Source organism: Bartonella bilalgolemi (assembly GCF_023500045.1).
GTDB classification, from domain to species: Bacteria; Pseudomonadota; Alphaproteobacteria; order Rhizobiales; family Rhizobiaceae; genus Bartonella; species Bartonella bilalgolemii.
Genome location: NZ_JAMCOF010000001.1, coordinates 233,792 through 247,648, shown reverse-complemented (window position 1 = coordinate 247,648; position 13,857 = coordinate 233,792). Strand labels below are relative to the sequence as shown.

General features: G+C 38.3%; 13 protein-coding genes. 5 read left to right on the top strand and 8 right to left on the bottom strand.

What is annotated here, in order from left to right:
- Window positions 1–12: 12 nt before the first annotated feature.
- The 3 genes from tilS to M4Z11_RS01015 form a co-directional block, all read right to left on the bottom strand.
- The gene (tilS, locus tag M4Z11_RS01025) at window positions 13–1,470 is read right to left on the bottom strand and encodes a tRNA lysidine(34) synthetase TilS (protein WP_249674577.1); all 1,458 of its coding nucleotides are present in this window, start codon (window positions 1,468–1,470) and stop codon (window positions 13–15) included.
- Between the two features lie 985 nt (window positions 1,471–2,455).
- Complete coding sequence (pal, locus tag M4Z11_RS01020) at window positions 2,456–2,962, bottom strand: peptidoglycan-associated lipoprotein Pal (protein WP_249674575.1); 507 nt, start codon at window positions 2,960–2,962, stop codon at window positions 2,456–2,458.
- A gap of 201 nt (window positions 2,963–3,163) precedes the next feature.
- Window positions 3,164–3,859, bottom strand: a complete 696-nt coding sequence (locus M4Z11_RS01015; protein ID WP_249674572.1) for a DUF1013 domain-containing protein — start codon at window positions 3,857–3,859, stop codon at window positions 3,164–3,166.
- 336 nt (window positions 3,860–4,195) lie between these two features.
- Here M4Z11_RS01015 and M4Z11_RS01010 point away from each other — a divergent pair, with 336 nt between their 5' ends.
- A complete protein-coding gene (locus tag M4Z11_RS01010) occupies window positions 4,196–4,942 on the top strand; it encodes a YebC/PmpR family DNA-binding transcriptional regulator (RefSeq protein WP_249674569.1) in 747 nt (248 codons plus the stop codon).
- 452 nt (window positions 4,943–5,394) lie between these two features.
- Here the strand turns inward: M4Z11_RS01010 and rpmE are convergent, their stop codons facing one another.
- The gene (gene rpmE, locus M4Z11_RS01005; RefSeq protein ID WP_249674566.1) at window positions 5,395–5,616 is read right to left on the bottom strand and encodes a 50S ribosomal protein L31; all 222 of its coding nucleotides are present in this window, start codon (window positions 5,614–5,616) and stop codon (window positions 5,395–5,397) included.
- A gap of 188 nt (window positions 5,617–5,804) precedes the next feature.
- Between rpmE and M4Z11_RS01000 the strand changes: the two genes are divergently transcribed.
- Window positions 5,805–7,667: an ABC transporter transmembrane domain-containing protein gene (locus M4Z11_RS01000; RefSeq protein WP_249674562.1), complete on the top strand. Its 1,863-nt coding sequence runs from the start codon at window positions 5,805–5,807 to the stop codon at window positions 7,665–7,667.
- Window positions 7,668–7,841: 174 nt separating this feature from the next.
- On the opposite strand, the gene M4Z11_RS00995 is transcribed toward M4Z11_RS01000, so the two are convergent.
- The 4 genes from M4Z11_RS00995 to M4Z11_RS00980 all read right to left on the bottom strand — a co-directional run bounded on the left by M4Z11_RS00995 (window position 7,842) and on the right by M4Z11_RS00980 (window position 11,125).
- Entirely contained in the window at window positions 7,842–8,633 is a 792-nt protein-coding gene (locus M4Z11_RS00995) for an inositol monophosphatase family protein (RefSeq protein ID WP_249674559.1), read from the bottom strand.
- A gap of 18 nt (window positions 8,634–8,651) precedes the next feature.
- On the bottom strand, window positions 8,652–9,224 hold the full coding sequence (gene efp, locus M4Z11_RS00990; protein WP_249674557.1) for an elongation factor P: 573 nt from the start codon (window positions 9,222–9,224) through the stop codon (window positions 8,652–8,654).
- 168 nt (window positions 9,225–9,392) lie between these two features.
- Window positions 9,393–10,445 carry a tetratricopeptide repeat protein gene (locus M4Z11_RS00985; RefSeq protein ID WP_249674555.1) on the bottom strand — a complete coding sequence of 351 codons (1,053 nt, stop codon included), beginning with the start codon at window positions 10,443–10,445 and terminating at the stop codon, window positions 9,393–9,395.
- 5 nt (window positions 10,446–10,450) lie between these two features.
- Window positions 10,451–11,125, bottom strand: a complete 675-nt coding sequence (locus tag M4Z11_RS00980) for a thiamine phosphate synthase (RefSeq protein WP_249674551.1) — start codon at window positions 11,123–11,125, stop codon at window positions 10,451–10,453.
- Window positions 11,126–11,246: 121 nt separating this feature from the next.
- Between M4Z11_RS00980 and M4Z11_RS00975 the strand changes: the two genes are divergently transcribed.
- The 3 genes from M4Z11_RS00975 (at window position 11,247) to ruvC (ending at window position 13,794) form a co-directional block, all read left to right on the top strand.
- Entirely contained in the window at window positions 11,247–12,368 is a 1,122-nt protein-coding gene (locus M4Z11_RS00975; RefSeq protein WP_249674548.1) for an OpgC family protein, read from the top strand.
- A gap of 181 nt (window positions 12,369–12,549) precedes the next feature.
- The gene (locus tag M4Z11_RS00970) at window positions 12,550–13,068 is read left to right on the top strand and encodes a DUF1465 family protein (RefSeq protein WP_249675098.1); all 519 of its coding nucleotides are present in this window, start codon (window positions 12,550–12,552) and stop codon (window positions 13,066–13,068) included.
- Window positions 13,069–13,284: 216 nt separating this feature from the next.
- On the top strand, window positions 13,285–13,794 hold the full coding sequence (ruvC, locus tag M4Z11_RS00965; RefSeq protein ID WP_249674546.1) for a crossover junction endodeoxyribonuclease RuvC: 510 nt from the start codon (window positions 13,285–13,287) through the stop codon (window positions 13,792–13,794).
- Window positions 13,795–13,857: the final 63 nt, after the last annotated feature.

Genomic DNA, 13,857 nt, shown 5'->3' with positions numbered 1-13,857 from the left:
TTAATTTTTTACTCAATTAAAATTGAAGAAAGATCCTATAACATCGACAATCGGTGCATCTTCTTGTGACACCAACCAATGAAACGGTGCCATAATGCGTTTGATTATAATATTACGTTGACAGCAAAAATGATGTGTCAATTCTGGAATATCAACTCCTTTTTCATTAGAAATCATCACCAACGATTGCAAAGAGGGAAAATGAGGAGCTTCGAGATCACCTTTACCTTGATTGAGATAATCTTTCAAGTGAAGTAAATCCGCAGGCCCCACGCATATGGCTGTTGTATCATGATTAATAATTTGATAGCGCTGATCCCATATAAAAGTTTCTCCCGGAACAATAATTGCTTTTTGAATATGACGTGCTTCGCGCCATATAGCAAGTCCTTTTCGACTATATTCAATAACTGCCCCTGCCAGAGTAAAACGTTTTTTTTCTAGATCATGTAAACATAATTTTTGGTCCAGAGCGGCCAATTTTTGAGAAGACAGCAAATATGAGCTTCCCCCCATTAAAACAATAAAAAGCCCAACAACAAAAGGAAAAGCACGATGTTGCTGTAAAAAGGAAGGGGGCTTTCCGATAAAACAGTGCCCATACTCCACAGTGATATCCAAGGCTAAGATCAAATCTGCAACCTTTTGCGCTTGTACCCGACGTTGTACTGCAGCTTTATGAACTTTTTGAGCGATTTCAGTAAGCTTTTTTTGATGAAGCAAATGACGCACACGCACACGTTCAAATTTTAAATCTTCATTTGTTGGATCATCAATCCACGTTGATCCCCGCAAAGACAAATAAGCACGCAACGTCTTACGCCTAACCCCAAGTAACGGCCGAATCAAACGCACTTTGCCGTACAACAAAGCTTCCCTTGGCATACAAGATAAACCGCGCTCATATCTTTCTTCGTCCTTTTGGACCAACCTTTTGTGATTATTTTCTTTTGATATCTCCATTTCTTCATTTGTAAGCGCCTTATCCTTTTCCCTCTCTGTCCATGGCATTTCTGGAGTTTCGTATTGAACCGCTTCCGTTTTCTTTTGACTCCGTTGAACACGCATTTGATAAGTTTCAGCCTGATCATTGAGCGTATGCCCTGTCATAATCAGTGTTGCACCTTGTTTTTGTGCTTCTTTGAACAGCAAATCATACCGCGCAATCCGCGCTTTTTCGCTTATTTTTGTCTTTGTTTTTTTGCCTTCCCATCGTACAATGATATGTTTTATCTGAAAGGCATGGCAAATTTTTGCAACATTTTCTGCTTCAGACGCTGATTCTTCACGTAATTGATGATCAATTGTTACAACAATCAGCTCCGGGGCAATGGGCAACGTTTTTAAATGCTCTTTGACCAAAAACAATAAAGCTAATGAATCACCCCCTCCAGAAACGCCTAAAATCAATTTCTGACAATGAGCAAAGTCTGTTTTTTTAAAAAGATTTTTTGCTAATTTAATGGACACTGAGAACGCCTTCATTCCTCATTGAAAGCACTGACATAAACACCTCCAATATTTTAGTCTCTTGTGACTTATCTCCAAGGTATCACGAACTTTACCCCTTTGATCAATCTATTATACACCTCGTTAAGATCAGTAAAATCTCAGAATCATAAAATATTTTGACCTCTCAACTTTACATGAAAGAGAATAGCGTTTCGTAAAACTCTTTTTATCACTTCATAGCTTCAACAGAATACCCAAAGAGCTATAATAGAATACCTAAAATTGCTACAACAGAACACTCAAGTCGCATCTCTTAAAGAATTGAATTCAGAACACTTCCTTCAATGGCGTATAAATGAATGGCGTAAAAATTCTTCTATCCTCAAGATAAAAACGAAAATCTTCGGTCACAACGATTATTATATAGCATATGGAACAGAAACCCTCCACAGCATTGTAAAAAAAAATACACCTCTTTGCCTTAGGGTTGTCTCCAATGATTTCCCGTATTATTTATGATTGCTTTTTGATTATTTTCCTGGAAAATCATTCCGTGGATCATTATCTGACCATCACATCCTCTTTAATCCCCTCCCATATCGACTTTCTTTACAGTTTTAAAACTAACACACCTCCCGAGAAGCCTCATACATAAGGAATTATGGATACAATAAAGGACTTTCTTGTTGATAAAAAATGCTTTTTTCCTTTTTATTATGCTGTTATGCGCAAACACGCTTGTAGACTTTTTGCACACTTGTAGACTTTTTACTTTGAAAAAAGCATAAAATATCTTTTTATCTGAAGGAAAAGGGAAGAAAAGAATTTTTTAAATATTGTACAAAAAAGCGCATCAATGGAACTTAAATGAAGAGAAAACTTTCCACTCCGTTGTTCCCTTTCTGTTTTTGCCTATATTTACTTCTCTCTTATATTCCTCCTCGGCACTTTATTCCTTTACTCACCCCCACTTACTGGTCTCTTTTAGCCCTTTATCTGTCTTTTAATGACTTCCCGTATTATTAACAACCAAAACGGCACGTCGATTTTGATTCCAACAAGAGATATTATCACAAACCGCTACAGGTCTTTCTTTTCCGTAAGAGATCGTACTCATTCGTTGGGAAGATACACCCAAAGAAATAAGATAATCACGCACCGCAACAGCACGGCGTTGTCCAAGAGCTAGATTGTACTCACGCGTTCCGCGTTCATCGGCATGGCCTTCAATCGTAACAAAATAGTGCGGATAACGAAGCAACCACTCTGCTTGACGTGCTAAAACATATTCAGCATCGGATTCAATAGAAGAGGAATCCAAACTAAAAAAAACGCGATCCCCAACATTAACAGTAAAGTCTTGTGACGAGCCCGCCTGTACATTATTGAAACCAGAATTACTAAGAGAGTTTGTTGTATCTATATTCTTTTTGCCACAACCGATCAAAGTTAACAACAAACAAAAAACTATCCCGAGTGGATAGTGGATAACATTTCGAAGAGAATTCATAAATCAGTTCTCCTTATTTTACTATTATCATAAATATCATGCCTTACTTTTTATAATCTTTCCAAAATAAAAGCTTACCTTCTTTTATTTTCTCTACCTTCTTCCATCTTTTGCATACTTTTTACTGAGCTTTTCGCTCATTTTTCTTTCCAGTCTCTTTCTTCAGCTTTTCTGCTTTCTTTTTACAGCTTTGCTCATTTTTTATTCTTGTCCCTCGTCTTGAGATTTTTTTTGCAAAGCATTGAGTTTAGCAAACACCGTATCAGCATCGAGATTCTTATCAAAAGTTTTTTCAAATTCACTCTCATCAAGAGTGACATTCTCTGTCACTGATGTCGGGAGTAAAGTTTTGTCTCCCTCCATAGGCAAAGGAAGATTCTTTACTGCCCGTCGCAATTCAAAATCCAAATCAATTTGCGAACATAACCCTAAGCCTACGGGATCGAGAGGAACTAAATTATTACTATTCCAATGAGTTCTGTTACGAATTTGCTCAATAGTTCCTTTAGTTGTACCAATCAATCGTGCGATTTGCACATCCTTTAATTCAGGATGATTGAGAATCAACCATAAGATCCCATTGGGACGATCTTGACGCCGAGACAAAGGAATATAGCGTGCGCCTTTGCGCTTCGTTTGAGGAACCTGTACTTTTGATGTGGAAATTTTTAATCGCGCTGTTGGATCTGCTTCGACACGTGCGATTTCACTCCGTGTTAACTGACCAGAACTAATAGGATCCAAACCTCTAATTCCGTTTGCCGCTTCACCATCAGCAATTGCTTTGACCTCTAACACATGCAATTGACAAAACTCGGCAATCTGATCAAAAGAAAGTGCTGTATTATCGACTAACCAAACAGCTGTTGCTTTGGGCATCAAAAGTTGCGTTGACATATTTATTATATCCTTTTATCGACCTCTTTTTGAGGCAGGTTACTGCCTACTCTGAAACTTTGGAGCGCTATAACCTTCATTATAGAAGATTTTCATCCCTTCTAACAAGATGACACACAAAACAAATCACTTAATGACTATGAAATCATGATCTTTATATCCTGATTTTTGACTCACGACAAGAGATCTCTCTCATACATAGCAATCATGATCAGAATGTCTTTACCTTTGAGAAGAATTTTTTTATAAGGGTTTTCTTTAATCTCTTTGTTCTTTTTTATGGTAGATTTATCCCACAAAAAGAAAGTGTTTGATCATCCAACAAAAAGGTAAGCCATGGCAGGCCATTCACAATTTAAAAATATTATGCACCGTAAAGGACGTCAAGATGCGATGCGTTCAAAAATATTTTCCAAACTTGCACGTGAAATCACAGTCGCAGCCAAACAGGGCTCTCCTGACCCAACAATGAATCCGCGTTTAAGACTCGCAGTGCAAAATGCAAAAGCTCAATCAATGCCAAAAGATAATATTGAGCGAGCGATTAAAAAAGCTTCAGGGGGTGATGCCGAAAATTATGATGAAGTGCGCTATGAGGGATATGGCCCTGGCGGTGTAGCTGTTATTGTTGAAGCCTTAACCGATAACCGCAATCGTACTGCTTCAAATGTCCGTGCTGCTTTTACAAAATCAGGAGGTGCTTTAGGAGAAACAGGTTCCGTTGGCTTTATGTTTAATCGCATTGGTGAAATTATCTATAAATTTGAATCTGGAACCGCTGACACCATTATGGAAGCAGCCATTGAAGCAGGGGCTGATGACGTACAATCGGAAGAAACAGGTCACCATATTTTTTGTGCCTTTGAAGATATTGGTGAAGTTTCGAAAATTCTTGAAAACACACTTGGTGAAGCAGAATCCATTAAAACCATTTGGAAAGCAACGACCCTCGCACCAATTGATGAAGAAAAAGCGCTTTCTGTTTTACGTTTGATCTCAACCTTAGAAGAAGATGATGATGTGCAGAATGTTTATGCCAATTTTGATGTCAGTGATGAAATTTTAGCAAAACTGTCGGCATAACTCTTTATTCTGCTCTTTATTGACAAAAATTTCATAAGCAAAAGAAAAAGTAAAGACATTGCAAACGCCCTGTTTTAAAAAGAAGCTTGACCGTTAAAAGAGAATTTTATTTGATCTCGTTAAGTGCAGAAAGGCTTTTCTGCTTTATTGCTTGAAAACAACACTGCTTTTTTACATTCATTTTTCATACAGAGAATTTTTTAGCAATTTTTGCTTTAATCTAGGACTTTTCTTTAATCCAGGATGAAGACTCTTTGTCTTTTTCTTATTTTTGCGATTTTTCAAAGACCTTTTATGCTTCTCTTTTCATCATAGAGCTTTTTCCATCATAAAGCCTTCCCTTTTGACTTCAGAGATTAAGCGCTTCCTTTTCCTTTGCAAACAAAAACAGAGCTCTATTGAAAAGCTCTTGAAAAATTCATGCCTCTTTATACCTCAGATCATTGGAAATTTTAAAAGCCAAGGCCCCCAAAGCGATTCTTAAACTTAGAAACACGCCCACCACGATCAACAAATGTCTGCGATCCTCCAGTCCATGCTGGATGGCTTATTGGATCGATATCCAAATTCAGGGTATCCCCTTCTTTGCCCCATGTTGAACGGGTTGTATACTGGGTTCCATCAGTCATCACAACATTAATCATGTGATAATCAGGGTGAATATTAGCTTTCATACGACAAACTTTCTACTTCCACGCAACGAAACAGCACTTTATGTATTTTTTAAGTGCGCTCTCTTTGTCTTTTTGATACACTTGTTAAATTAAAATTTCAATAGCTGAGAATGTACCAAAAAACAAGTGTCCAAAATATTTGAATCTATTTAAATTTTATCATCAACACAATAAAGACACAAAACCCTATGAAATTCCTGAATCTCTCAGAAAAATCCAAGCATCCTTTCAAAGTGAAACATTCTTTTTCTGCTTTTAGCCCTTATATAAAACGTTACAATTGGCTTATAATTTGCGCTGTTCTCTCTTTATTGGTTGCGGCTTGTGTCACTCTTGCTTTGCCTATTGCCATTCGTCAAATGCTTGATCACAGTTTTTCTGCTTCAAGCCATGGAAAAATGAATTTCTATTTTGGTATTTTATTTATCTTAGCTTTACTGCTTGCTCTGGCTTCAGCCATCCGTTACTACTGTGTCATCACATTGGGTGAACGATTCATTGCTGATTTACGGCGTGATGTTTTTGAACATATTCTGCACCTTTCTCCTGATTTTTTTGATTATTCCCATTCAGGAGAAATTATTTCACGTCTTTTAACGGATACAACCCAAATAAAATTAGCGGTAGGATCGACAGCCTCTACAGCGTTGCGTCATCTTATTGTTGTGATTGGGGCCATTGTCATGATGGTCATCACAAATACTAAGCTCTCCTTATTGGTTTTGCTTTCCATTCCCTTTATTGCCATTCCCTTGATTATTTTTGGACGCAAAGTGCGCACACGCACACGCACAACGCAAGACCGCCTAGCAGAAGCCAATGCGTTAGCCTCAGAACAAGTGAGTGCCATTCGCACGGTCCAAGCTTTTACAGCTGAAAAAGATATCTCTGAGCGTTTTTCAATGCTGATTGAACGTGTTTTTCAAACAGCTCGCACTTCTGTGATTCTTCGTTCTTGTTTCACTGGTTTTGCGATTTTTCTGGTTTTTAGTAGCGTTGTCGCGATTTTGTGGATTGGGTCACAAGATGTTTTACACGGAACCATGACAGGGGGAACGCTTGGCCAATTTGTTCTCTATGCGGTTTTTGCAGCAACAACATTTGCACAATTATCGGAAATTGGCGCGGAATTAGTGCAAGCAGCAGGAGCAGCAGAACGTCTTGTTGAATTATTGCAAAAGAAACCAACTATTACAACGCCTGCATCCCCTTTATCACGCACCCTTCCCATTCAAGGATCTCTTATTTTTGATCGTGTTCATTTCACCTATCCTTCCAGACCAGAAAAAAAGATTTTGCATGATTTATCTTTTTCCATCAAAGCAGGAGAAACTGTTGCCTTTGTTGGCCCTTCGGGTGCAGGGAAAAGTACCCTTTTTTCTCTTATTCTTCGTTTTTATGATCCTATCAGTGGTCATATCCAGTTTGACGGCATTGATATTAACCGCCTCTCCCTTCACGACTTACGTTCTTCGATTTCCTATGTTCCTCAAGAAATCGATATTTTTGAGGGAACAGTTCGCGAGAATATAACCTTTGGCTCTCACAATCCTAATGAAGAACAAATCATTGCTGCAGCCCAAGCAGCCAACGCATCTGAATTCATCGACTCCTTACCAAAGGGCTTTGAAACCCAAGTAGGAGAAGGAGGCATCATGCTTTCAGGAGGACAAAAACAACGCATTGCTCTTGCGCGAGCGATCTTGAAAAATGCCCCTCTCCTGTTATTGGATGAAGCAACATCAGCCTTAGATGCAACGAATGAAAAGTTGGTGCAAAAAGCCTTAGACGAACTCATGAAAAATCGCACAACTTTAGTCATTGCTCACCGTTTGGCAACAGTGTTAAAAGCAGATCGTATTCTTGTAATGGATCAAGGCTCTATTATTGAAGAAGGAACTCACGCGCAACTGATTGAGCAAAATGGAATTTATACGCGTTTAGCTAAACTCCAATTTTCACCTGAACAAACTTCACCAAAAATTAAACCGAACGAATCTCATAAAAATAAAAAAAGAAAACCCTCAAAAAAAGAAAACCCAAAGCATTAAATCTGAAAAATATGTGCCAACTGATTTTTCTTCCCATCAAATACTGTTGATCGACACTTAAACGAAGAAAGCAAACCACCGCCATTTTTCTCGCCAGACACTTACTTTTACCAGAGTCCCGCTTCTCTTTTCTGGGTAAAAACTGCTTTTTCTGTAAAAAGTTTGTGCTTTAAATCACACTTCTTTTTTGAGAATTTTTCGTAATTCAGTGTGAATAATTTCATTACCAGCAATAATATTTTTTTTATCAAAAATATCTTGTCCCCCGTCTTTATCGCTGACAAATCCACCTGCTTCACGAACCATCAAAAGTCCAGCGGCCATATCCCAAATTTGGAGATTATCTTCCCAAAAGCCATCGACTCTTCCAGTAGCGACATAAGCTAAATCAAGAGAAGCAGCTCCGAAACGCCGAATTCCAGAAACTTCAGCCATTACATTGCGTAATTCTCCCAAGTAGTCTCTGTGATTTGAACACCCAAAATGGGGTAATCCTGTCGCAATGATACAATGTTCCAATTGGCGCCGTGCTGCCACACGACAACGCCGATCATTAAGAAAAGCCCCACAGCCACGTTCAGCAGTAAAGAGCTCATCAAGAATAGGATTATAAATAACACCAGCGACGATCTGCGCTTGACGTTCTAAAGCAATTGAAACAGCAAAAAAAGGAAGGCCATGCAAAAAATTTGTTGTTCCATCTAAAGGATCAACAATGAAACGATGCTGAGAATCTTCTCCGATAATTTCCTGAGACTCTTCCATCAGAAACCCAAATTTTGGTCTTGCTTTGCTCAATTCAGTAAAAATGATTTTCTCAGCTTTATAATCTGCTCGGCTGACATAATCTCCTGGGCCTTTCAAAGAAACTTGTAGATTTTGAACCTCACCATAATCACGCACCAAAGAACGGCCTGCTTTTATAGCGGCCTGCACCATAATGTGCATGATTGCAGAATGAGCCATCTCTTATCCTTTTATTTTTTATCCCTTTTCATTTGCACGACGCAAATAAATCAACTCATTTGTATCCACAACGATACGCTCTCCTGAATTAATGAAAGGAGGAACAAGAATACGAATCCCATTTTCAAGAATGGCAGGCTTATAAGAAGACGTCACTGTTTGCCCTTTGATTGCAGGATCAGCTTCAGCAATGGTTATAGTGACCTGATCAGGCAGTGATATCCCAATTGGTTTTTCTTGATAGAGCTCAACAGTTACAGTCATACCATCCTTTAAAAAAGCAGCGCGGTCACCCACAAAATCTTTTTGCAATTCGAGCTGCTCATAGGAAAGTGAATCCATAAAGACCAAAACATCCCCCTGCTGATAAAGGAAAGTAAAATCTTTTTGTTCGAGTCGGACTCTTTCAACGGTTTCAGCGGCACGAAATCGTTCATTTAGCTTTGTACCATCGATCACATTTTTCATTTCAACCTGATTAAATGCGCCCCCTTTTCCTGGCTTAACGGCATTACATTTCACAACTACCCATAAACCTCCTTGATGTTCAATCACATTTCCAGGCCGAATTTCATTCCCATTGATTTTCATTATTCATCTCCAATTTAATGATTACAGAGGAGACCTCTTATTTTACTTTTTTAAAAAATCAAAACCATTGTATTTTTTCAAAAAAACAAACAACCAAAGCTATTGTGTTATTGAATCTATTAATATTTTATACCACTATTAAACTTTAAATTTTGGTTTAAATGCCTTCTAAAGCCTATAGACCAGTTTTTTTGCTTTCTGCATTGCTCTCTGCAACTGAGTCTCATCCATACCTTCGATCATCGTTTCAAGATCGGAAATTTCTGCTTTTTGACTTTTTGCAATCAAATACCACGCAGCAGCCGTAATGGGATCCTCGGATGTCCCCACTCCATCGCGATAAAGTCGCGCCAAACTAACCTGTGCGACCACAATATTTTTATATGCATTGTCTAAAAACAAATCAAAAGCACGTTGAAAATCGCTTTCTCCTCCACGTCCCTGCAGCAACCATTGTGCCAAAATAACCTGAGCCATTAAATGTTTATTTTGTGCTGCAGCTTCCAAAAGTCTGCGCGCATTACCATCATTTTTTGGCATTGTTAAAGTTCCTACAGAAAGAACTTTTGCAGCAGCAAAAGCCGCTTCAGGATCTCCAAGAGAGGCCCCTTTTAAGAACCATATTAAAGCCTGTTCTATACTCTCATTTTCTTTATTTTTTACATCAACCTCTTCTACACCATCCTTGCCAGATTCTTCTTGTTCGTGCATTGCTTTATAAAGGTGAATTTGCCCAGAATAAAAATAAGCCTCTCTCACGCCAGAATTCATCGCTTTTCGAATGAATTCTTCGGCAAGACTTATATTTTTTTCAATGAAAGTTCCTTCAAACAACATCAAACCATAGCGGAGCTGTGCTTGTGGATCTCCTTGATTTGCAGCGTTTTTAAACCACAAAACGGCTTGTTTACCATCAACAGGCCCGACATGTCCTTCCATATACATTCGCCCTATCAAAGTTTGAGCAATCGGATCATTTTGTTCGGCACGCCTGAGCGCTGCACGAAAAGCTTTTACATAATACCCTTGGGTGTAATAATCATAGGCTTCATCATATTGGCCGACTTCTAAGGGCGATACATTTTTTTGAGTCTCTTGAGTATTTTCAACATTTTGAGAAATATCTACAATCGGCTCTCCTTGTTGAGCTTGTGTAGCGCTTACAAAAGACATCACAAACGCGATCGTGCCCAAAATTAATGCCCCGTAAAATTTACTCATAACTTTCACCTTTCCGTACATAGAGAAGTGTTGTGACATTTTTCTTTCATCATATCAAGCATCCTCAAAGGATCCTCATGGATAAAAATCATTTCTTCCACGGCAATAAATTCACAAGCTGTTTCCAAAGCTTCATCAAAAAATGCATATTCACTCCCCGCTTGAATAATGGCGGGAGTTTTCATAATCTCTGCCCACCATTGTGCCAATTGAATATTTCGAGGATGTGAACGAGGTTTTTTATCAGCACCTAATTTTCCAAAGAGAAGATAATCAACCCCTGCTTCAGCGATAACCATCGCAGAATGACGATTTTGAAAATTTCCACAACCAATTATTTTCTGTTCTTTTTTCAAGTTTTCAACAATTTTGGAAATATTGAAATGGTCTTCTACATGCAAACCATCAGCCCCAATCCGGCCAACGACTCGGCTTTGCTCTGCAATAATCAAAGCTGCACCATTGTGCTGAATATCATGAACGTAGAGCTGTGCACTCTTTTGCAAATGCTCTTCCCCCATTTTTTCCCCTTGCGAATCATACAAAATAACGCAAGCAAAAGATTGTGTTTGCAAAATCTGACGAAATAAAACAGGATTGAGTGTGCGACGGACATCAACTGTTAAAATCAACTGAGGGCAAAGACATTGCGCAATTGGTTTACTTTTTTGTTTTGTCATCCTGCATCTTTCAACATTGCATTATACAACTCAAGATTAAAAACCATTTTATGGTCATACTCTTTTAAAAACAGACTATTTTTTTAAAATAGACATTTTATGATATCTTAAGGGCCCCTTCATGACATGTTCTAGAGCTTCCTCTCATCATAGTTCGCATACTTTCCGTGATACGCGGATTGATGTTTGCCGTTCTTTAGCGCTGTTAACGATTTTCATCAACCATATTCCTGGTACATTCTATGAACATCTCACCCATAAAAACTTTGGTTTTTCTGATTCAGCAGAAATATTTGTCCTTCTTTCAGGAGTTTCACTTGGACTTAGTTTTCACGCGCGTTGGTATAAACTGCCTTTTTCTGCTCTAATTGGCAAACTTTGGCGGAAAGCTTTTCGTCTTTATAAAGCATATCTCTTTACTACTTTTGTCACCTTAGGTCTTTTTGGAGGAGCTTTTTCCCTGTGGAATTTAGAAAAATTCACCTCTATGAATAACGTAGAATTATTTTTTACAGAGCCTTTTCTGGCATTTTTTAGTATTTTGAGCTTTGGTCATCAACTTGGCTATAATAACATTCTTTCACTTTACGTCGTTTTAATGATTTTCGCGCCTTTTGCACTTTATTTGAGCTGTCGACACAAGGGTCTTCTGCTTTTCATCTCCTTCATTCTTTATGTTCTCTGTGGCCTTTATAGAATTGGCCCCCCTTCTTATCCTCTTAAAGGGCAGTGGTTTTTAAATCCTCTTTCATGGCAATTTCTCTTTGTCATTGGCCTCACAACGACTCTCTTTCTTAAAGAGAAGAAATCGCTGCCCCTTCGCCGTCTTCTCTTGACATTCTCTGTAATCTATCTTGTTCTTTCCCTGTTATGGGTACGCTTACACTGGTGGGGAAGTTTCAGTTGGCTTAGTTGGTCTTCCCCTTTGATTGATTTCAATAAAACTTTTTTAAGCCTTCCACGTCTGTTGCATATTCTTTCCTTATCTTCTTTGCTCGTTTGTTTTCCTTGGTTGCACCGAAAGCTTCACGTCTCAACACAACATCCCTTAGCGATTTTAGGGAAACAGAGCTTACCGGTTTTTGTAACTGGAACTCTCTTTGCTATGTGTGGACAGATTTTAAAAACGGCAATGAACAGTACATTTATATTGGACACTTTTTTGATCATGAGTGGTATCAGTCTTCAATTTATTATTGCTTATTATTATGAAAACAAAAGTGGGCATTCCACTTCACCGTAAAGAAAAAATATGGAAGTCCTTCTCCTGCAAGCTCATTAACCTTAGCATAAAAAGAACATTGCACAATAATGCTAAAAAAGGTATTCATTGTTCTTGAAGGAGCACTTTAAAAAAGAAATTTCTATCTTGTTATTTTTTTTAAATGTTCCCAAGATTGTTTTGGTTTTGGAGTATAGTGGTGGTGAACGTACATGAGCGTCCACACAATCAGGCCATTGTTATGATTGAGCACAATGCCTTTGATAATGTGTTTAATCGTCTTTATGAAGAAACAATGACCCTGATTGAAGAGACAGCAAATTATATTGATACAGAAGGCCGCTTAGCTACACATGACCTTTCAATAGAACTCTCTGAAATTTATGGGAAAGAAGCAATGTATTTGAGTACGCGTTTGATGCAAATTGCTTCTCAGCTTTTATTGATTCGAGCTGAGCGTGAAGGAGAAATGTCACCAGAACAAATTCAAAAAGAGATTACAAAAGTTTCCCTGCACACCCCATCACTTGAATCCAAATCTGCACACTGGAAAGAATTACCAGAAGTTTTTCGTCACTTTGTCCATCGCTCGCTTCGATTAGAAAAAAGAATACGGCATATGAACTATGATAAAAAACACACTTCTTTACAGACTGTATCTCAAAACAATCCAGTAAACAAACAGCTTCAATTGCTCAAAATGGCTTTTCAGCGTCTCTAAGCACTTTTGCCTTAATTTATCTATGAGACTTTTCCCTTCCACTTTTTTCTCTACAAAAGCATTTAAGAAGAGAAAACTATTTTTTTCTTTTTCAAGGTATATTTTTATCTTTATTTTCAGATATCTTTGAGCTTTCTTTACTTTATATTTTCTTCTTTTGTTCTATTCATTGAATCCATCTATTAAAATACTGAGAAATCAAATAAACTGAATTTTATGGTAGAGACGATTCGCATTATAGGGATTGATCCTGGACTTCGGCGTACAGGATGGGGAGTTATTGACCTATGTGGCAATCATCTCCATTTTGTAGCGTCGGGAACACTTCACTCTAATGCTCAAAATGACCTCGCTTCTAGATTATGCCAACTTTATGAAGGGCTCGCAAAAGTTGTACATCAATTTATGCCCCATGAAGCAGCTGTTGAGCATGTTTTTGTCAATAAAGATGCGTCTGCCACTTTAAAACTTGGTCAAGCCCGTGCTATTGCACTCCTTGTTCCTGCTCAAGAAGGTCTGCCCATTTCCGAATACGCCCCTAATAAAGTCAAAAAATCAGTTATTGGTGTTGGACATGGAGAGAAAGAGCAAATTCACATGATGGTGAAAATTCTTCTCCCCCGCGCTGAATTTGACAGCAGTGATGCAGCAGATGCTCTAGCCCTTGCAATTTGCCATAGCGCTCACCGTACGAGTTCCTCTTACCGTCTAAAGGCAAGCGCATGATTGGAAAACTCAAAGACATTCTTGAACATATTTTTAATCATTACATGATACGCGCTGAATTTG

Excerpts from the sequence above, each read along its gene's own strand:
- pal (WP_249674575.1), bottom strand. The coding sequence starts at position 2,962 with ATGAATTCTCTTCGAAATGTTATCCACTATCCACTCGGGATAGTTTTT.
- M4Z11_RS01015 (WP_249674572.1), bottom strand. The coding sequence starts at position 3,859 with ATGTCAACGCAACTTTTGATGCCCAAAGCAACAGCTGTTTGGTTAGTC.
- M4Z11_RS01010 (WP_249674569.1), top strand. The coding sequence starts at position 4,196 with ATGGCAGGCCATTCACAATTTAAAAATATTATGCACCGTAAAGGACGT.
- rpmE (WP_249674566.1), bottom strand. The coding sequence starts at position 5,616 with ATGAAAGCTAATATTCACCCTGATTATCACATGATTAATGTTGTGATG.
- M4Z11_RS01000 (WP_249674562.1), top strand. The coding sequence starts at position 5,805 with ATGAAATTCCTGAATCTCTCAGAAAAATCCAAGCATCCTTTCAAAGTG.
- M4Z11_RS00995 (WP_249674559.1), bottom strand. The coding sequence starts at position 8,633 with ATGGCTCATTCTGCAATCATGCACATTATGGTGCAGGCCGCTATAAAA.
- efp (WP_249674557.1), bottom strand. The coding sequence starts at position 9,224 with ATGAAAATCAATGGGAATGAAATTCGGCCTGGAAATGTGATTGAACAT.
- M4Z11_RS00985 (WP_249674555.1), bottom strand. The coding sequence starts at position 10,445 with ATGAGTAAATTTTACGGGGCATTAATTTTGGGCACGATCGCGTTTGTG.
- M4Z11_RS00980 (WP_249674551.1), bottom strand. The coding sequence starts at position 11,125 with ATGACAAAACAAAAAAGTAAACCAATTGCGCAATGTCTTTGCCCTCAG.
- M4Z11_RS00975 (WP_249674548.1), top strand. The coding sequence starts at position 11,247 with ATGACATGTTCTAGAGCTTCCTCTCATCATAGTTCGCATACTTTCCGT.
- ruvC (WP_249674546.1), top strand. The coding sequence starts at position 13,285 with ATGGTAGAGACGATTCGCATTATAGGGATTGATCCTGGACTTCGGCGT.